The organism is Sphingomonas sp. PAMC 26605 (assembly GCF_000241485.1).
Classification (GTDB): Bacteria; Pseudomonadota; Alphaproteobacteria; order Sphingomonadales; family Sphingomonadaceae; genus Sphingomonas.
The window spans coordinates 2,698,572-2,717,355 of record NZ_JH584241.1 but is presented as its reverse complement, the minus strand read 5'-3'; the positions used below and the strand labels follow the sequence as shown (position 1 = coordinate 2,717,355).

Sequence of the window (18,784 nt, the reverse complement as noted above, 5' to 3'; positions counted from 1 at the left end):
CTCTCAATGGGAACGTCACGCCAGCCACGGGCCGACCCACCCCCGGCCCCTCCCTTCCAGGGAGGGGAGTCAGAAGGTTAGGAAGTACGCCGGACTCACTCACGCCCATACCATTCGTCCCGCCGCATCAACTGGTCATATTCCGCATAGGGCGCGTACTCCGGATGCAGCTTCGCCTCGAACGCGCGCATCCCCGTCAACCAGTCCGCCGCCGCCGCGCTAAAGTGCCGCTCCGCGACACCCGTGAAATCCTCGGGCAAGACCTTGCCGCCCTTCCCCGCCGCATCGACCGGTGACGTAACGTACCCGAACGCATCCCCCTTCTTCGACAGCGACCAATATTCGAACCCGCGCGCCTTTCCGGCAATCGCCTCGAACCCGCCGCGCTCGGCGATCAGCCCGAGCAGCCCCAATTGCAAACTGAACCCCTCGCGCACCGCCGCCGGCGAAGGCGGCTTGCCGGTCTTGTAATCGATCACCGCCAGCGTCCCGTCGGCCAACCGGTCGATCCGGTCGAACTTCCCCGTCAGCATCACCCTCGCGAGCGACACCGCCCCCGATTGCTCGACCGCGAGCACTTGCCGCCCCTCGTCGAGATTGCGCCCCATCTGCGCGACGATCCAGTCGATCGCCTCCATCAGTCGCGGCTTCCACAGCGCGCGCTGCATCGGATGCGCGCCCTCGAACATAGCGAGCGCGCGCGCATGCAGCCGGTCGAGCGCGCAGCCATCCTCCTTCGCCCAGCGCTCGAGAATGTCGTGCACCGCGGTCCCGCGCCACGCCGCGCTCGGATCGGCATCGACCGGATCGAGCGGCGCGAGGCCGAGGATGCGCTTGGCGTAGAAGGCGTAAGGATCGGCCTTGAGCCGGTCGACATCGGTCACCGCGATCTTGTCGGGCCGGCGCTCGGGCGGCGGCACCGGCGCGGGCTGCTCGGCCGGCTCATGCACGCCGGGGTCGTCGAGCGCGCGTGCCCAGCCCTCGAGCGCCGACGCGCGCTCGAACCGCTCGCCCGCCAGCGCCTGGAGCCGCAGCCAGAAGCGCGACGCGATCGACGGCTGCGTGCCCCCGCGTCGCGCGCGCGTGATCAAGGCGGTCGGCGCGCCGAGCGCTTGCGCCAGATCGTGCGCGGCGAGCCCGACCCCGCGATCCAGCCCCGGCAGCCCCAATTCCATCCGGATCCGGGGCGCGAGCCACGGATCGGGTGCGGGCAGCCCGGGCCATGTCCCTTCGTTGAGCCCACCAAGGATCATGATGTCGGCGGTCTGCAGCCGGGCCTCGATCAGCCCGTAGATCGCGAGCCGTGGATGCTCGCCCTGGCGCGAGCGCACCGCGACCTCGTCCATCAGCGTCTTGAGCAACGGCGCAAGGCTTGCCGGATCGATCGTTGGCGGCCCGTGCGGCGCATGCGCCTCGGCCTCGCGCAACAACTCCGCAGCTGCGCGGCCATTGGGGCCGGACCACACGGCGTCGCCGCACAGCGCCTGCGCCGTCGTCCGCAACGCCTCGAGCAGCTCGCCGAGCGGCAGCGCCCGGCGGTCGAACACACGCTCGATCGGCGCGAGCAGCTCGCGCGCCTCGGGCCACCATTCGAGCGCTTTCCCGGCGTGCCGCGCCGCGCGCAGCTGCGCGTCGATCCCCGTCAGCCCCGCCGGCGGCCGCGGGCCGCGCAGCGCCCGGTCGAGCGCGCGCACGCCGCTCAGCCACGCCGCGCGCGGCTCGCCGTTCCGCACCAGCGGATGCTTGAGCAGCGTCAGCAACGCGAGCGGCGCGAAGCGCTGCGTCGCCGCCTCGGCGAGCGCGCTGAGCAAGGTCCCCGGCGGCAGGATCGACAGCGGCCGCCCCGCCGAATCATCGACCGCGATGTTCCAGCGCTGGAGGTGCGCCGCCACGCGGCGGGCAAGCCCGCGATCGGGCGTGATCAGCGCCGCGGTGCGCGTGCCGATTGCCTCGCCTTCCTGCGGCTCGAGCGCCTGACGCAGCGCAAGCGCGATCGCCTGCGCTTCCTCGCCGGGGGTCGCGAGCTCGGCCGCGGAAATCCCCGCGAGGCGCCGCTGCTCGGACCCGAGCGTCGTCCAGCGCGCGGTATAGTCTGCGACCGACAGCGCGTTCGCCACCGCCTTGCCGCGCGCGACCGTCGCGTCATGGTCGCTGCCGTCGCGCCAGGTGCGGAATTCGCTGCGGTTAACGCCCATCCGCTCGAGCAGCAGCTTCAGGTGAAATTGCGGATGCGTCTCGATCGAACGCCGCGCGAGCCCCGTCACCGGGTCGGGCGCATGCGGCCCGAGCGCCTGCCACTCGTCCTCGTCCATCCCCGTTCCGAGATCGGCGAGCACGACCATCCCACGCGGGCTATCGGCGATACACCGCAGCAGTCGCGCCACCGCGGGCGCGCTGTCGATCACCCCGGCCGCGCAGATGAACCCCTCGGGCGGTGCGGACCGCCAGCGTGTCGCCAGCCGTTCGAACAGCAGCCCACGCCGCGCCGCCGCGTCGATCCGGCCGATCCGGCGCAGTTCCTCGGGCCAGCGATCGAGCACGATCCCGAACAGCGCGAGCGCGCGCTCCCAATGCGCCGACATCGCCTCGTTGAGCTCGATCCCGCGCAGCCGGTGCGGCGCGATCTCCTCGACCAGCAGCTGGTCGAGCGTGCGCGCGAGATCCCCCGCGAGCCGCACCGCCTCCGCAGCATCGACCGGCAACCCAGCTTTTGCGCGTTCCTCGGCGACCAGCCGCGCGAGGATCATCCGCCGTTCGAGCGGCGCGACCGCGGGCGGCACCGGATCGGGATCGTCCGCCGGATCGAGCGCCGCACCGATCGCCTCGTCGAGCGCGGGGTCGCCGATCGCGACGAGCCGCGGCAACAGCAACCCGCCCGAACTCGCGCGCACGAACGCGTCGGTCAGCGCGAGCTTGGCGCGGTTGTTGGGCAGCAGCACGAGCCCCTTGGCGAGCCCGAGATCGTCGCCCCCGAACTGTCGGATCAACCCCGCCGCCAGCGCATCGGCGAACGCGCGGTGCGCGGGGATCGTGAAGAGCCGGGGGCCCTCAGCCATCCGTCAGCATCGCCTCGGTCTTGGGGATCGCCGCCGGGGTGCCGACGTCGAACCACAGCCCCTGATGGACGATGCCGAACGCCCGGCCCGAGGCGATCGCGCGGTCCCAGAAGACGTTGGTCGAGAAGGCGTCGCTCGGCGGATCGACGATCAGCCGCTTCGACAGCATCTGGATCCCGGTCCAGACATAGGGCGCCACGCGCCCCGACTTGCGCCGCGCGATCCGCCCGAACGGATCGAGATAGAAATCGCCGCGCCCGGCATTGTGGTTGGCGCGCGCCTGCGGGATCATCAGCATCAGCACGTCCATCCGCGCATCGTCCCACGCGTCGGCCATGAGTTTGAGCGAATCGAGCGGGCCGTCGAGCCAGATATTGTCGGTGTTGACGCACAGGAACGGGTCGGCGTCGATCAGCGGCAGCGCCTTGACGAGCCCGCCGCCGGTCTCGAGCAATTGTCCGCGCTCGTCCGAGATCGTCACCTCGAGCCTGTGTGCATTCACCGCGAGATGCGCCTCGAGCATGTCGGCCATGTAATGCGCGTTGACGACGATCTTCGTCACCCCAGCCGCGCGCAGATGGTCGAGCACATGGTCGATAAAGGTCGTCCCCGCGATCTGGATCAGCGGCTTGGGCCGCATCGCCGAGAGCGGCCGCATCCGCGTGCCGAGCCCTGCCGCCATCACCATCGCGGTGGTGGGGACGGGAGCGTTGGTGTCGGGCCGCAGATGCAGCGTACGCTTGGGGCGGATCATGCCGGTGCGTCCTGCCGAACGAGCGTCGGGTCGCCGCGCAGCTCGGGCGGGAGCGTCGCGTCGAACCACGCTTTGACCGGCGCGAGCGCGGGATGCGCAAGGTCGCGCTCGAGATAGCGCCACACGCGCGGGCACAAAGCGGCGTAGCGCGGCTTGCCGTCGCGCTGCCACAGCCGCGTGAAGATGCCGATGATCTTCGCGTTCCGCTGCGCGCCGAGCACGTGATAGGCGGTGTCGAACGCCGCGTCCGCCCCGCCCCCGATCGCCGCCTTGTATCGCGCCAGCATTTCGGCCTCCACGCTTTCATCGACGTCGCGGCGCGCATCCTGCAGCAGCGAAACGAGATCATAGGCCGGATGCCCGACCAGCGCATCCTGGAAATCAAGCAGGCCGAGCGCGCGCTCGGGGGTCCCCCCGGGGAGCAGCATCAAATTCTCGGCATGATAGTCGCGCAGCACGGTAACGCCCGGCCGCGCCAGGGCGTGATCGAACACCGCGTCCCATACCGCATCATACGCCGCCTGGTCGGGCGCGACGCCGACCGTGGGGCAATACCATTCGGTCAGCAGGTTCGCCTCGCGGTGGAGCACCGCACGGTCATACGGCGGCACCGGCGCGGCAGGCAGCGCGTGGAGCCGCACCAGCATGTCGATTGCGGTGGCATAGAGCGCGGGCCCCTGCGCGGCATCGGCATCGACCGTCTCGCGCATTCGCACGTCGCCGAAATCCTCGAGCAGCACCAGCCCCTGCTCGAGATCGGTCGCCTCGATCGTCGGTGCGGCGAAGCCATGCTCGCTCAGCCAGCGCGCGACCGCGATGAAGCCGCGCGGATCTTCGTGCGGTGGCGGCGCGTCCATCAGGATCGCGCTGCGCGCACCATCGAGCACGCGAAAATACCGCCGGAACGACGCATCGCCCGCGACCGGAAGGACCGCCGCGCCGCCCCAGCCATGAGCGGCCAGAAATGCGGCCGCGGCGGGGGGTGGAATCATATCTGCTGCCATCGCGCCCTCCAGCCAGCGGGTACGCTGGCTGTCAAGCGGCGGCTGCCGTCGGGGAGCATCTCGAGCGCCAGCGCGAGCGCCTCGGGCCACCAGCCGGGCGCGCGCTCGGGCCATTCGACCAGCAGCACCGAATCGCCCGCCGCCTCGTCGAGCCCGAGTTCCTCGATCTCGTCGGGGTCCGCGATCCGGTAGAGGTCGACGTGCAGCACGGGCAGCCGCACTTCGGGCGGCGCATAGGGCTGAACGATCGCGAAGCTCGGCGACGGCGCCTCGCCGACCAGCCCGAGCGCGGCGAGAACCCCCCGCGCGATGCTCGTCTTGCCAGCGCCGAGGGTCCCCGACAGCGTGACGACGTCGCCCGGCGCGACGACCGCGGCGAGGCGCGCGCCGAGCGCTTCGCTCGCCTGCGGATCGGCGAGGATCATCTCAATAGCCCGTCAGCAGCATGTCGAGCGCATTCATGATGGCGGCCTGCTCGGTGGAAAGTGCTCCGATGCGTTTCCCGAGGTGCTTGACTGGAACCGTGGCCGCATATTGCGTCGCCATCACATAGTCGCCGTCCGAGACGGAGAGAACGGGGTTCAGCCGCTCGTAGATACGGCCGATCCGCGCCGCGGGGACAAGCGGAACCACGAAGCGCGTCGGCAGGTCGTCGAGGACGTCGGCCTGGCAATCGAGAACAACCTCGTCGAAATCCCGCGTTCGATAGACATCGAAGCGCGCCATCAGAACTGACGATACCGCTCGAGCGGTAGGCCGTATGTCTCGACATACTCCGCCCAGGCCGCAGTCGCTTCACGATTTTCTTCTTTCCAGCGGCGATTGCGCTCTGCCCGGATTTCGGCATCCAGCCCGACTTCGCATGCACGTGAGACATTGATTCCGAGCGCCTTCGCATCCGCGACCAGTTGCTCGTCGAGCGACAGATTGGTCGGACGTCGAAACGCGGCGCGATCTTCACGGACTCGGGACATCGGAAACCTCCTATGCGCATACGATATGCGCATCCCGGCCGAAGGACAACGCTAACGACGCGGCACGCTGACGGTGATCAGCGTCCCCTGCCCCGGTTCGGACACCAATTCGATCGTCCCGCCATGCGCCTCGACGAATTGCTTCGCGAGCGGCAGGCCGAGCCCCAGCGCACGCTCGCCATCGCGCGTGATGCCGGGCTGGCCGAAGCGATCGAACGCGCGCGCAACGGCTTGCGCGCTCATCCCCGCGCCATCATCCGACACGACGATCCGCGCGCCATCGGCAGCCCCATCGACGTGGAGCAGAATGCGACCGCCCTCGGGCGTTCCCGCCACGGCGTGGCGCAGCAGATGCTCGACGACTTGCTGCAAGCGCTTCGCGTCCCCCGAAATCTCGCCGGTCGAGGGCAGGATCTCGACCGCGAAATCGAGCTTGCGCTTGATTGCGAGCGGCGCGACCAGATCGGCGGCGGCGCGGGCAATCGGTCCGAGCGCGACCGGGTGCATCTCCAGCGCGGGACTGCGCCCTTCGGCCTGCGTCAGATCGAGCACTTCGTCGACCAGCATCCCCAAGCGCTCGACCGATTCGAGGATCGCCCCGACATAGCCCACCGCCGCCTTGCTGAGCTTGCCGGCATAGCCCTCATGCAGCATCTCCGCAAAACCGCTGATCGAAGTCAGCGGCGTGCGCAACTCATAGCTCATCGTCGCGACGAACGCGGTCTTGATCCGGTCGGCGGCCTCGAGCGCCTCGTTGCGGTCGCGGAGCGCGGTCTCGATCCGGCAGCTGTCGGAAATGTCGAGCATCGTGAACAGCCCGTTGCCGTCGGGCAGCGGAACAGCAGCGAATTCGAAATGCCGCCCGTCGGCGAACGCCACCCGCCCGCCGCGCTGCTGCCGCTCGACCGTCGCCGCGCGCACCAGATCGCTGATCAGCACCGCTCGCTCGGGATTGGACAATTGCCGCGCGGCGCGCTCGGCGAGCGCATCGACGCGCGGATGCGTCGCGAGGAACGCCTCGTCGAAGCCCCAGACGGTGCGGAACTTGTTGTTCCACAATTGCAGCCGACCGTCGGCGGCGAAAACACCGAGCGCCTCGTGCAGATTCTCGAAGATCGCGGTGCGCACGCGCAGCAGCGTGTCGCGCGCGCTGGCGAGCTGGACTTCTTCGGTGCGGTCCTCGAAGATCAGCAGCAGCCCGCCATCGGGCAGCGGCTGCGCGACGACGCGGAGATGGACGCCACCGGGCAGATGCCATTCCTCCTCCTCGCCGCCGCCCGCCAGGAACCAGTCGCGCCGCTCGGCCTTCCAGCCGGGGAAATCGCGCACCTCGGGCAATCGCTTGGTCTCGCGCATGCGTTCGAGCACGCGGTCGAATTCGGGGCGATCGGCGAGCCATTCGCCCTTCATCGCGAACAGCCGCCGGAACGGCTGGTTGCAGAAGACGAGCGAACGATCCGCGGCGAACTGCACCACCCCCGCCGATAGCCGGTCGAGCATCGCGCGCTGCGCATCGTCGAAGCGCTTGAGCCGCGCGCGCGCCTGTTCGAGGTCCTCGATATCGACCGCGAAGCCCGCGACCCCGCCGGTCGACAGCGGCGCGTCATAGACGCGCAGCATCCGCCGCTCGCCATGAATCGTCGCGGGCATCGCCTGACTCTGCACCGCCTGCGCGTCGCGTGCGCGCACGGCGTTGGCGAGCGGACCGCCCATGCCCGATCCCTCGACGAGTTCGACGCCGCGCGCGATGACATCTTCGGCCGACGCCCCGTCGACCGCATCGACATAATGTGAGTTGACCATGGCGAGACGGAGATCGGCGCCGCGATACCACATCGGCATCGGCGCGGCCTGGATCACGCCGCTCAACTCCTCGTACAGCGTCGTCGCATAGGTGACCGCCTCGCCGAGCCGGACGATTTCGCCCGCGCTCTCGGTCGCGTCGAACACCCACAGGATGACGCCGCCCGGCGCCTGAACCTCGCGCGCCGCACGACCGCCGCGGATCATCAGCGCACGGTCGGAGCCTTGCGCCCGCACGGTACGCGAGAAGCCGCGACCCGATTTCTGCGCCGCGGCCACGTCGGCCGCGAGCGCGGCGGCGTCATCGGGCGTGAGACCGGCGTCGGCCTGCGCGAGATCATCGAGATAACGCGGCGCCGTCGTGAAGCCGAGCCAGTCCGCGAGCCGCTTGGGACAGTCGAGCCGGCCATCGGCGCGCACGATCATCGCCAGCGCCGGCGCCGAGGCGAGCATCGCCTCAAGCCTACCGTTGGTCGCGAACGCGTCGGCCGCGTCGCGTCGCGCGCGCAAGCCGCCGTACAACGCCCACACCGCGCCGCCGATCAGGATCGCCAGCACGATGCCGCTTATGATTGCTGTACCCTCGCCAAGCGCTGTCATCGCCGGTCACGGTAGCGGGGCGCCGCGGCATTCCCAAGCCCCGCTGCGGCGACGCACGCAATAAAAGCACTGGTGGCCGACACCCCTCCTGCCCAGCGGAGACGGCGGGGCACGCGCGCCGGTTTGGTGCGACGGCCCGTCATCCCAGCGAAAGCTGGGATCTCCTTATGGCAAGGGGACGCCCGTGCCGCGTGGAGACCCCAGCTTTCACTGGGGTGACGGGTGTTAGACTTACGGCCGCTACAAAACCTCTTGGGAACGCACCATGCCCGCTCGCGCGCTCAGAACGGCAGCTTGAACCCCGGCGGCAGCGGAATGCCGCTCGTCATCTTCGCCATCTCGGCGCCCGAGGCGGCGTCGGCCTTCGCCTTGGCGTCGTTGAACGCCGCGACGACGAGATCCTCGACCATTTGCTTCTCGCTCGGCTGGAGCAGCGAGGGGTCGATCTCGATCCCGATGATCCGCCCCTTGGCCGAAGCGCGGACCTTGACCAGCCCGCCGCCCGCGGCGCCCTCGACCTCGATCTTGTCGAGCCCGTCCTGCGCCTTGGTCAGTTCGGCCTGGACGTTCTGCGCCATCGCCATGATGTCTTCGATGCTCTTCATGCGGTATGTCTCCTTTTTTCGAGCAAGCTCTTGATTTCGGTCTCGGGCAGCTCGGCCCCCGGGAACGCCGCGAACGCCGCTTCGATCATCGGGCTCGCCAGGATGCTGGCCTTGAAACTATCATATTGGGCGGCTTCGGCCTCGCGCAACGTCGGCGCCCCCGGTTTGGGCGAGGTGGTGATCTTCCACGCGCGCCGCGTCAGCTGTTTGAGCGCCGCGCCGAGATCGCCGACGAGATCGGCGGGCAGCGGCCGCGCGTTGCTCAGCACGAGTTCGGCCTCGACGATGCTGATCACGCTGGCGTGATGCACCACGCGCGAGGCGAGCGCGAGTTCACCCGCGTCCTCGAGCAGCGCGACGATTCCGTCGATCGTGCTCGGCAGCTTGGCCTCGGCGACCGGGGCAGCCGTGGGCGTGGCCTGCGCCTGCGCAACGGGCGCCGCCATCATCGGTGCGCCCGCCGCGATCATCCGCGCAAGCTCGCCCGGGTCGGGCAGGCTCGAGGCATGGACCAGCCGCAACAGCGCCATCTCGCACGCCTCGATCGGCATCGCCGCGCGCGCGACTTCGTCATGGCCCTTGAGCAGCAATTGCCACAGCCGGTGGAGTACCGCGAACGACAGCGTCTCGGCCCAGCCGACCAGCGCCTCGCGTTCCTCGGTCGCCTGCCCCGCTTCCTGCGTCGCACCCAGCTTGACGAGCGTTGTCGCGTGAACCGTTTCCAGCAGCCCGCGCAGCACGCCGAGCGGATCGACGCCGAGATCGTATTGCCGCCGCAATGCCGCCAGCGCGCCGGGCCCGTCGCTCGCCAGCAGGAGCGCCATCAGGTCGCGGATCGCGCCGCGGTCGGACAGGCCGAGCATGTCGCGCACCGCCGCCGAGCTCACCGCCCCGCCCTCCATGTCGGCATGCGCGATCGCCTGGTCGAGGATCGACAGCCCGTCGCGCGCCGACCCTTCCGCCGCACGTGCGATCAGCCCGAGCGCCTCGGGCTCGGCCTCGATCCCTTCGGCCTTCGACACCCGCGCGAAATGCTCGGCGAGCTTCTCCGCCGGGATCCGCCGCAGATCGAAGCGCTGGCAGCGCGACAGCACCGTCACCGGCACCTTGTTGACCTCGGTCGTCGCGAGCACGAACTTGACGCCCTCGGCGGGCTCCTCGAGCGTCTTCAAGAGCGCGTTGAACGCGTTCTTCGACAGCATATGGACTTCGTCGATGATGTAGATCTTGTAGCGCGCGACGAACGCCGTCATCCGCGATGCATCGATCACCGCGCGCATGTCGTCGACGCCGGTATGGCTCGCGGCGTCCATCTCGATCACGTCGATGTGCCGCCCCTCGGCAATCCCGACGCACGGCTCGCACACGCCGCACGGGTCGATCGTCGGGCCGCCGGTGCCGTCGGGCCCGATGCAGTTGAGCGCCTTTGCCAGCAGCCGCGCGGTCGAGGTCTTGCCGACCCCGCGCACGCCGGTCAGCAGGAAGGCATGCGCGAGCCTGCCTCGCCGGATCGCGTTGCCGAGCGTGGTGACCATCGCATCCTGCCCGATCAGCTCGCCGAAGGTCTGCGGACGGTATTTGCGCGCGAGGACGCGGTAGGCGTCCTTCGCGGCGGTGCTCGGTAAGCCAAGGTCGAACGAAAGGGGATCGGCGGAATCGGACATGGCGCCTATGTAGGCAGCAAGCGCTCGCTTGTCGAAGCCGTAACCGCTGCGATCTTACCAGACGCGATGGCAGCGGCGCCCGTAGCGATGCCAGACCCAGCGCCCGCAATCGAGCCGCCCGCCATAGCCGCCACGATAGCCATAGCCGTATCCGCCGCCGTAATAGCCGTGATGGTATCCGCCGCCATAGCCGCCGCGATACCCGTGATGGTATCCGCCGCCATAGCCGCCGCGATACCCGTGATCATAGCCACGGCCATAGCCACCGCCGTGGAAGCCATGGCCGCCGCCGCGATACCCGCCGCCGCCGTGGAAACCGCCACCGCCATGATGGCCACGTTGCGCATCTGCTGGGGCCGTGGCGGCCGTCAGCGCGAGCGCGGCGGCGGCGAAGGAGAGGAAAAGGCGCATGACGGTTCCTTGATCGCGATCGGTCGATACGACTTCAATCATCGAAGGGCGGGTTGCGTTCCATTGCCGAGGGGCCGCTCGAAGCTGGAAACCGGGCGATCGAGCAGCGACCCGGCGAAGCCGTGTCGTCGGACGGCGCTGCTGGCGCCGCCGGCCGCGCTTGCCGCTGTGGCGGGCTGCAGCCTTGCTGCAGTCTGGCGCGGCGGCGCGGTGGGAGCCGGAACGACCCGAAGCGAAATCGTTGTGGCTGCTTCCTTCCGGATCTGACCAGGTTGGCGACGACCCCGTCCGCCCGACTCCCGCGGCGCATATGGCGGCGTCGGGCGGCGGGATCAAGCCCGCTTACGAAAACGGGCTCGTCGGCTCCGCTTAGGAGCGGACGGTGCGGCAGACGCGTACGCGGTGATGGTTGCGATAGCGCATCGTGCAGACCTTGCGCGTGCGATGGCGGTTGAAGCCGTGCCGCTCGCTATGGACGCTGCGCGTCACGACGCGATCGTGGCGGATCTGCGCGCTGGCGGCGGCCGGAACGAGCGCGGCGGCGGCGATCAGGCCGGCCGAGATGAGGGCTGCGATTTTCATGATGTGTCTCCCGGATCGTACCTTCGTGGTACGCGAGCGTAATGATCAGCGCCCCTGCATGTTCCGAACTTCGCCCGGTATCCGCACGGTTAATTGATTTAAATCATTGTCCAGCACGATTTGACAGGCGAGCCGACTCGTCCGCGTAGCGCCGGCAGCAAGGTCGAGCATGTCCTCCTCATCCTCGCTTGGCGGCGGCAGTTTGCCGAAATCCTCGGCCGCGACGATGACGTGGCAGGTCGAGCACGCCATCTGTCCCTCGCATGTTCCTTCGAGCGGCTGACCATCGGCTTGTGCCACTTCGAGCAGCCGCGCGCCGGGCGCGGCATCGACTTCGCGCAGCGTCCCGTCGACTCCGATGAAGCGTACCCGCGTCATGCCGCGATCCCTCCTGCGATCGATTGCGCATCGGCCGCCGCCACGATCCGGTCGATCGCCGCGGTCAGCTCGGCCTCGGTCGTGTAGCGACCAAAGCCCAGCCGGATACTCGACCGCGCCTGCGCTTCGGAGAGCCCGACCGCGCGCAGGGCATGGCTCGAGCGGCCCGAGCCGCTGGCACACGCAGACCCTGCCGAAAAGGCGATGTCGCGCAGCTCGGAAGTCAGCCGCGCGACGTCGAGCCCATCGCGGCGGATGTTGAGATTGCCGCGATAGCGCCGCGAACGATCGCCATTGAGCACCCATCCCCCCCTCCCTGGAAGGGAGGGGTTAGGGGTGGGTCGGCCCGTGGCAGCGGCGGTTCTCTCCTCATACCGACCCACCCCCGGCCCCTCCCTTTCAGGGAGGGGAGGCGAAAGCCCCAGTCGGTCCGCCGCCACATCCCACAGGCGTTCGACATGGCGCGCGTCAGAGCCCTCGCGCAGCTGCAACAGCCGCGCCGCTTCGCCAAACCCTGCGCACAGCGCGGGCGACAGCGTGCCCGACCGCCCCCCGGCTTCCTGCCCGCCGCCGTGCAGCAAGGGCGCGAGCTCCACACCCTTGCGGATCCACAGCGCGCCGATGCCCTTGGGACCATAAACCTTGTGCGCCGAAAGCGCGACGAGATCGCACCCCGGCGGGATCGCCACGCGGCCGAGACCCTGCACCGCATCGCATAGCATCAGCGCGCCGACGCCATGCGCGATCTCGGCGAGCGCGGCGATCGGCTGGACGACGCCGATCTCGTTATTGACCAGCATCGCCGCGACGAGCCCCGTTCCCGGCCCGATCGCCGCGCGCGCGACGTCGAGATCGACCAGTCCGTCCGCCCCGACCGGCAGGATGGTCACGACACTTCCGCGCGCCCGCTCGGCCGCGACGGTGTCGAGCACGGCGGCATGTTCGGTCGCGATCGTGACGATCGGCCCTTGCGTTCCCTTGATCGCCCAGTTGAGCGCCTCGGTCGCGCCGCTGGTGAACGCCACGCTGCCCCCCGGCGGCAGCAACGCCGCGACTTGCCCGCGCGCATGCTCGACCATCGCCCTGGCCTTGCGCCCCGCGGCATGCGCCGAATGCGGGTTGGCGTGCTGGTCGCGCAGCCACGGCAGCATCGCCTCGAACGCCTCGGGCGCAAGCGGCGTCGTCGCCTGATAATCGAGATAGGTCATGCCGCGAACGCCCGTGCCGAGCGCGCGACGCTGCGCCATTCGGCGACGAAGCGGTCGACATCGGCCTCGCACGTCGATCGCCCGAAACTGACGCGCACCACTTCGCGCGACGCCTCCACGCTCCACCCCATCGCGCCGAGCACATGGCTCGGCTTCATGCTCCCCGACGAACACGCGCTCCCTGCCGACACCGCGATCCCCGCCATGTCGAAGCGGATCAGCTGCGTCGCCGCCGCCAGCCCCGGCATGCGATACGCCCCGATCGCCGGATGGCGCGGTGCGTCTGCCGCAACGACCTGTCCGCCCGACCGCGCGATCGCATCGTCGAGTTTCGCGCGGAGCGGTCCCATCGCCGCAACGTCTTCGGGCTCGCCCAGGGCTGCCGCGAAACCAAGCGCGGCGGGGACATTCTCGGTCCCGCCACGATACCCCCGCTCCTGCCCACCGGTCGGACTGAGCTTCGCCACATCGCGCACCAGCAGCGCCCCGATCCCCGGCGGGCCGCCGCGCTTGTGCGCCGATATCGCGAGGAAATCGGCATGCTCGACCACGTCCGCCGCCGCGCTCGCCGGCATCTGCGCGCCATCGACCAGCAGCAGCGACCCCGCGCCATGGACGATCGCGGCGATTTCGCCGATCGGCTGGCGCACGCCGGTCTCGCTGTTGCACCATTGCACGCCGACGATCGCGCGCGTGCCATCGAGCATCGCCGCGAGCGCCGCGAGATCGATCAGGCCCCGCGCATCGACCGGAACGACCCCCGCATCCGCGCCCGCGCGGATCACCGCATCATGTTCGACCGCCGAGATCAGCCGCCGCGCCGCGACCCCGCGCCCGAGCGCGATCGCCAGCGCCTCGCTCGCCCCGCTGGTCAGGATCGTCTCGCCACGCCAGCCATAGGGCGCGGCGATCCGCGCCCGCGCGCCCTCGAGCGCCGCCCGCGCGGCACGCCCTTCGGCATGCGGCGAGGATGGGTTCGCCCAGCCCCGCATCCCCGCCGCCACCGCCGCGATCGCGGTGGGCAGCATCGGCGTGGTCGCCGCGTGATCGAGATAGAGGCGGGTGGTCGGGGGGGCGGTCAAAAGCGGGTCGGCTCCGTTATGATTGCGGAAAGCAGGGTCATGGCTATATAGCGCGCAACGCTTTGCGCCCATATCCCATAGGCCGCATCTCACATTTGATAGTCAGCAGGTCCGATGCCAGAAGTCATTTTCCCCGGCCCCGATGGTCGTCTCGAAGGTCGTTTCGTCCCCGGCCCCCGCCCGCGCGCGCCCGTCGCGATGATTCTCCACACCCATCCGCAGGCCGGCGGCACGATGAACAACCATATCGTGATGGAGCTCTACAAGACCTTCCAGCGCCGCGGCTTCGCGACGCTGCGCTTCAACTTCCGCGGCGTCGGCAAGAGCCAAGGCACGTTCGACAACGGCGTGGGCGAATTGTCCGACGCGGCGTCGGCGCTCGACTGGGTGCAGAGCTTCCATCCCGAGGCGCAGACCACCTGGATCGCGGGCGTCAGCTTCGGCGCTTGGATCGGCATGCAGCTGCTGATGCGCCGCCCCGAGATCCGCGGTTTCATCTCGGTCGCGCCGCCGGCGAACATGTACGACTTCACCTTCCTCGCGCCGTGCCCGGCGAGCGGCATCATCATCCAGGCCGAGAATGACGAAGTCTCCCCGCCGCTCGCGACGCAGAAGCTGGTCGACAAGCTGCGCACGCAGAAACACATCACGATCCACCACGACACGATTCCCAAGGCGAACCATTTCTTCGAGCATGAAATGCCGCAGCTGATGGGCTCGGTGGACAAGTATCTCGACATGCGGCTCGACCCGAACTCGCCGATCCGCTGAGGCGGCTGACGATCGGCGGGGGCGTTGGAAGCTGTCCGTCATCCCGACGAAGGCGGGGATCCATACTGGCCGACTGCGCAGGACAGGCCGGCCAGTGCTGATGGATTCCCGGCTACGCGGGAATGACGAAAACCGGGCATTGGCCGTTTTTGACGACGGACCGGGCTGAACCGCGCGAATCGGCGGCAAGCACCGTAACCCATGACCGTCGCCCCAGCGAAAGCCGGGTCTTCAAGCCTGGTGCCCCGCCGTCCGCCAAGCCCTCTTGAGGCCCCGGCTTTCGCCGGGGCGACGGTAATGGCTACGTCCTATTCTGGGTGGAGCGCGGACATTTAATCGAGAGGCTTTGCAAAGCCCGAACCGCCTTTTGCTCGATCATCGAATCGCGATTTCGATTGCGCCTTGGCGATCACACCCGAAGCAATACCGAAAATAATTGGGAAGAAGTGGCCAACCTTAATTTGCCCGTGGCTACTGATATAGACATCGATCGCGATGCCTATCAGTAGCCCTATCCATGCCAAACCGAGGCCAACACGACTAACCCCTCCTGCGACCAGCGCAAATCCACATAACGCCATATAAGCCTGTGACGCACCGGATATAAATTCGCGCGGTTCGAGGATCACTAAAAGCGCCTGAGTTAGAGTTCCGCCTATCAGTGCGATTACGCCCGGCAGGACCCGGCCCCAGCGTGCCTCTACGGCTAAACCAACGCCGCCAATCACAAAGGCGTTGAGCAGCATGTGTGGCGCTTTCACATGAAGCCACTGCGATGCGACAAGCTTCCAGCCTTGGGTCCAATCGAAATACTCGCCTTTGATCGCGCCGAAGACCATTAGATCGCGTGAACTCTGCTGACCCCAGACCGACTGATGCAAAGCGAAGGCCATTGCGCACCATACCGCCACGAGGCTGACCGCCCAGAGCAGCAATGGGGACGTAAACCACTTCATAGTTCGGACCCCATAGCTAATCACAGTCGCGCTAGCGGGAGCCATGAATGTCCGCAATTGGTCGTGAGCCGACCTAGCTCTGTCCTACAAGACGCCACTATGGTATATCATGCGCCGCTCTTTGACATCGTCGGATCTGCACTGTTGCATCAGCACCGAAACGGAAACGATCGGCGATGCAAACATCACGTCTTGGGGTCAATCGAGTCAACCGTCGCACGGTTCGTCGCACGACCGACGCGCAGCGGCCTACAGCGTCCAGATGAAGACGTTGCCGACCAGCACCGCCGCCATCACCAGCATCAGCACGCCCTTGCGCACGTCGCTACGCCTGGCGATCAGCACGCCACCGCCGATCAGGCAGGCGAACGCGGCAAGCATGGCAAGAGCGGGCGCAAGGCCTTCAACGGAGGTCATGCCAAACCCTAGCCGCCCGGCGCCGCCCAAGTCGAGCGTAACCAAAGCTTCCTGATCGGACGAAGATCAGTCCGTCCCCGCCAATACCGCACCATAAGCGGCAAGATCGACGTTCCCGCCCGACAGGATCACCAGCAGCCCCGGCTCGACCTTCACCCGGCCGGCGAGCACCGCCGCCAGCGCCACCGCTCCGCCCGGCTCGACCACCAGCCGCAGGCGTTCCGCCGCCCAGCGCTGTGCGCTGCGAATCTGCGCTTCGCTCACCGCCACCCCGGTCGCGCCGCGGCGCGACAGCACGTCGAAGGTCAGGTCCGACACACGCGGCGTCTGCAACGCATCGCACGCCGTCGGCGGCGGCGACTCGCCGACCGGCTCGATCCATCCCGCCTCGAGCGAACGGCGCATGTCGTCCCAGCCCTCGGGCTCGACCACCGTCACCGCGGCGTCGGGCAGCGCCAGCGCAAGGCCCGCTGCCAATCCGCCCCCGCCACATGGCACCACCAGCCGAGTCGCGCTTCCCAACCCCGCCGCCACCATCTGCGCCGCCGCCTCGATCCCGGCGCTGCCCTGCCCCTCGATCACCCAAGGATCGTCGAAGCTCGGCACCAGCACCGCGCCCCGCGCCCCGGCGAGCCGCGCCGCGATCTTCTCGCGGCTCTCGGTCGCGCGGTCGTAGCTGACCACTTCCGCCCCGAGCGCGAGCGTACCCTCGCGCTTCGCCCTGGGCGCATCGGCGGGCATCACGATCGTCGCCGGCATGCCGAGCCGCTTCGCCGCCCAGGCGACGCCCTGCGCATGATTCCCCGAGGAGAAAGCGACCACCCCTCTGCTGCGCAAATCGGGCTCGATCGCGGTCAATCGGTGCCACGCACCCCGCAGTTTGAACGCGCCGATCGGCTGCAAATTCTCCGCCTTGAAAGCGACCGCAACGCCTTGAATTTCCACGCTGAAGAGCGGTGTCGCCGGGACCACCGCGGCGACCTTTGCGGCCGCATCACGGACGCCTGCGCGGGTCGGCTGTCTTAAAATTGTCACGTATCATCTCCGGCGGGTCCAAAACCGCTTTACATTGCAAAAGCACGACCCTATTTCGCCCATCCGCTGCCCCATGGGACTTCCAACCGCAAGGCAGTGTTTTCGTGAACTTGTCTGCGGACATTGGAGGTCCCTTGAATTGCACAATCTACATCGCGCGCTGGGGTTAGCGACCACCCCTTCGACTGCCGGACCCGTTATGGGTGGGGGCATCGACATCGCTAAGCAGAAGCCGGTTCAGCCGGTTACGCTCGTTCGTCCGCACGCTGCTGCGCGTGCGGCCCGGTTCTTCGCGGAGAAGTTCCCGGGTCGCTCGATGTATGCGGTCAAGGCGAACCCCTCGCCGGATCTGTTGAAGATCCTGTGGGACAGCGGAATCACGCATTACGACGTGGCCTCGATCGCCGAGGTGCGGCTGGTGGCGTCCACGCTGCCCGACGCGACCCTGTGCTTCATGCACCCGGTCAAGGCGCCCGAAGCGATCCGCTCGGCCTATTTCGACTATGGCGTGAAGACCTTCTCTCTCGATAGCGTGGAAGAGCTCGAGAAGATCGTCGACGCGACCGATGGCGCCGAGGATTTGACGCTGTGCGTTCGCCTCCGGGTCTCGTCGGAGCATAGCAAGCTGAGCCTCGCGTCAAAGTTCGGCGCGGCGCCGGGCGAGACCAAGGAACTGCTGTTCCGCGCTCGTCAGGCGGCCGATGCGCTCGGCATCTGCTTCCATGTCGGCTCGCAAGCGATGACGCCCGAAGCCTATTCGAATGCGATGGAGCGCGTCCGCGCGGCGATCGTCGATGCGGCGGTGACGGTCGACGTGATCGACGTCGGCGGTGGCTTCCCGTCCTCCTATCCGGGGATGGAGCCACCTCCGCTCGAGCGCTATTTCGAGACGATCCACCGCGTGTTCGAATCGCTGCCGGTCAGCTATTCGTCCGAGCTGTGGTGCGAGCCCGGCCGTGCTTTGTGCGCCGAGTACAGCTCGATCGTGGTGCGCGTCGAAAAGCGTCGCGGCGACGAGCTCTACATCAACGACGGTGCGTACGGCGCGCTGTTCGATGCGGCGCATATCGGCTGGCGTTTCCCGGTCGAGCTGCTGCGCGAGCCCGAGAGCCGCTCGAAGGACATGCCGTTCAGCTTCTACGGCCCGACCTGCGACGACATGGACCATATGGTGGGGCCGTTCTACCTCCCTGCCGATGTGAAGGCCGGCGACTATCTCGAGATCGGTATGCTCGGCGCCTATGGTTCGGCGATGCGCACCGCGTTCAACGGCTTCGGCTCGGACGAGACGGTGATCGTCGGCGACGAGCCGATGGTGTCGCTGTACGGCGAAGAGATCTACGGCGAAGAGCAGCCAGAGGTCGCTTCGAACGTCGTCACGCTGTAACAGCGCTACCGTATCGCCCTTCTTCCCCCCTCCCGCTTGCGGGAGGGTTGGGGTGGGCTCGCGCTCACTTCCAGATACAACGCTCGCGGCAAGCGGG

The 18,784-nt window shown here is 68.3% G+C and carries 19 protein-coding genes and 1 other RNA gene; 2 read left to right on the top strand and 18 right to left on the bottom strand.

Going from position 1 to position 18,784, the window contains the following annotated elements; translation table 11 throughout:
- Nucleotides 1-95 precede the first annotated feature (95 nt).
- The 15 genes from addB to RH90_RS12655 form a co-directional block, all read right to left on the bottom strand.
- On the bottom strand, nucleotides 96-3,056 hold the full coding sequence (gene addB, locus RH90_RS12720; RefSeq protein ID WP_010186086.1) for a double-strand break repair protein AddB: 2,961 nt from the start codon (nucleotides 3,054-3,056) through the stop codon (nucleotides 96-98).
- Nucleotides 3,049-3,810, bottom strand: coding sequence for a nucleotidyltransferase family protein (locus RH90_RS12715; protein WP_010186085.1), 762 nt, complete (start codon nucleotides 3,808-3,810; stop codon nucleotides 3,049-3,051). Before RH90_RS12715 ends, addB begins: the two co-directional genes overlap by 8 nt.
- On the bottom strand, nucleotides 3,807-4,802 hold the full coding sequence (locus RH90_RS12710) for an aminoglycoside phosphotransferase family protein (RefSeq protein ID WP_010186084.1): 996 nt from the start codon (nucleotides 4,800-4,802) through the stop codon (nucleotides 3,807-3,809). The genes RH90_RS12715 and RH90_RS12710 overlap by 4 nt, the downstream gene beginning before the upstream one ends.
- The gene (gene tsaE, locus RH90_RS12705) at nucleotides 4,799-5,239 is read right to left on the bottom strand and encodes a tRNA (adenosine(37)-N6)-threonylcarbamoyltransferase complex ATPase subunit type 1 TsaE (protein WP_010186082.1); all 441 of its coding nucleotides are present in this window, start codon (nucleotides 5,237-5,239) and stop codon (nucleotides 4,799-4,801) included. Before tsaE ends, RH90_RS12710 begins: the two co-directional genes overlap by 4 nt.
- A gap of 1 nt (nucleotide 5,240) precedes the next feature.
- Nucleotides 5,241-5,540 (bottom strand): CcdB family protein, encoded by a 300-nt coding sequence (locus RH90_RS12700; protein WP_010186081.1) that lies wholly within the window; start codon nucleotides 5,538-5,540, stop codon nucleotides 5,241-5,243.
- A complete protein-coding gene (locus RH90_RS12695; protein WP_010186080.1) occupies nucleotides 5,540-5,788 on the bottom strand; it encodes a type II toxin-antitoxin system CcdA family antitoxin in 249 nt (82 codons plus the stop codon). Before RH90_RS12695 ends, RH90_RS12700 begins: the two co-directional genes overlap by 1 nt.
- Nucleotides 5,789-5,839: 51 nt before the next feature.
- A complete protein-coding gene (locus RH90_RS12690) occupies nucleotides 5,840-8,191 on the bottom strand; it encodes a sensor histidine kinase (RefSeq protein ID WP_029625290.1) in 2,352 nt (783 codons plus the stop codon).
- A gap of 281 nt (nucleotides 8,192-8,472) precedes the next feature.
- Nucleotides 8,473-8,796, bottom strand: a complete 324-nt coding sequence (locus tag RH90_RS12685; RefSeq protein ID WP_010186078.1) for a YbaB/EbfC family nucleoid-associated protein — start codon at nucleotides 8,794-8,796, stop codon at nucleotides 8,473-8,475.
- On the bottom strand, nucleotides 8,793-10,460 hold the full coding sequence (locus RH90_RS12680; RefSeq protein WP_010186077.1) for a DNA polymerase III subunit gamma/tau: 1,668 nt from the start codon (nucleotides 10,458-10,460) through the stop codon (nucleotides 8,793-8,795). The genes RH90_RS12685 and RH90_RS12680 overlap by 4 nt, the downstream gene beginning before the upstream one ends.
- A 54-nt stretch (nucleotides 10,461-10,514) precedes the next feature.
- Nucleotides 10,515-10,871 carry a hypothetical protein gene (locus tag RH90_RS12675; protein ID WP_198283407.1) on the bottom strand — a complete coding sequence of 119 codons (357 nt, stop codon included), beginning with the start codon at nucleotides 10,869-10,871 and terminating at the stop codon, nucleotides 10,515-10,517.
- Between the two features lie 206 nt (nucleotides 10,872-11,077).
- An RNA gene (gene ffs, locus RH90_RS22625) (signal recognition particle sRNA small type) lies at nucleotides 11,078-11,175 on the bottom strand.
- A gap of 65 nt (nucleotides 11,176-11,240) precedes the next feature.
- Nucleotides 11,241-11,453 carry a hypothetical protein gene (locus RH90_RS12670; protein ID WP_010186075.1) on the bottom strand — a complete coding sequence of 71 codons (213 nt, stop codon included), beginning with the start codon at nucleotides 11,451-11,453 and terminating at the stop codon, nucleotides 11,241-11,243.
- 45 nt (nucleotides 11,454-11,498) lie between these two features.
- Complete coding sequence (locus tag RH90_RS12665) at nucleotides 11,499-11,831, bottom strand: 2Fe-2S iron-sulfur cluster-binding protein (protein WP_010186074.1); 333 nt, start codon at nucleotides 11,829-11,831, stop codon at nucleotides 11,499-11,501.
- Entirely contained in the window at nucleotides 11,828-13,039 is a 1,212-nt protein-coding gene (locus tag RH90_RS12660; protein WP_029625289.1) for a cysteine desulfurase family protein, read from the bottom strand. Before RH90_RS12660 ends, RH90_RS12665 begins: the two co-directional genes overlap by 4 nt.
- Nucleotides 13,036-14,193: an aminotransferase class V-fold PLP-dependent enzyme gene (locus tag RH90_RS12655; protein ID WP_010186071.1), complete on the bottom strand. Its 1,158-nt coding sequence runs from the start codon at nucleotides 14,191-14,193 to the stop codon at nucleotides 13,036-13,038. Before RH90_RS12655 ends, RH90_RS12660 begins: the two co-directional genes overlap by 4 nt.
- Nucleotides 14,194-14,235: 42 nt before the next feature.
- Here RH90_RS12655 and RH90_RS12650 point away from each other — a divergent pair, with 42 nt between their 5' ends.
- Entirely contained in the window at nucleotides 14,236-14,892 is a 657-nt protein-coding gene (locus tag RH90_RS12650; protein WP_010186070.1) for an alpha/beta hydrolase, read from the top strand.
- A gap of 332 nt (nucleotides 14,893-15,224) precedes the next feature.
- On the opposite strand, the gene RH90_RS12645 is transcribed toward RH90_RS12650, so the two are convergent.
- From RH90_RS12645 to RH90_RS12635, 3 genes are all read right to left on the bottom strand, one after another.
- Complete coding sequence (locus tag RH90_RS12645) at nucleotides 15,225-15,848, bottom strand: rhomboid family intramembrane serine protease (RefSeq protein ID WP_010186069.1); 624 nt, start codon at nucleotides 15,846-15,848, stop codon at nucleotides 15,225-15,227.
- A gap of 249 nt (nucleotides 15,849-16,097) precedes the next feature.
- On the bottom strand, nucleotides 16,098-16,265 hold the full coding sequence (locus RH90_RS23960; RefSeq protein WP_029625287.1) for a hypothetical protein: 168 nt from the start codon (nucleotides 16,263-16,265) through the stop codon (nucleotides 16,098-16,100).
- Between the two features lie 66 nt (nucleotides 16,266-16,331).
- Entirely contained in the window at nucleotides 16,332-17,300 is a 969-nt protein-coding gene (locus tag RH90_RS12635) for a threonine ammonia-lyase (protein WP_029625286.1), read from the bottom strand.
- A gap of 139 nt (nucleotides 17,301-17,439) precedes the next feature.
- On the opposite strand from RH90_RS12635, the gene RH90_RS12630 reads away from it, so the two are divergent.
- On the top strand, nucleotides 17,440-18,687 hold the full coding sequence (locus RH90_RS12630; RefSeq protein WP_029625285.1) for a type III PLP-dependent enzyme: 1,248 nt from the start codon (nucleotides 17,440-17,442) through the stop codon (nucleotides 18,685-18,687).
- Nucleotides 18,688-18,784 lie beyond the last annotated feature (97 nt).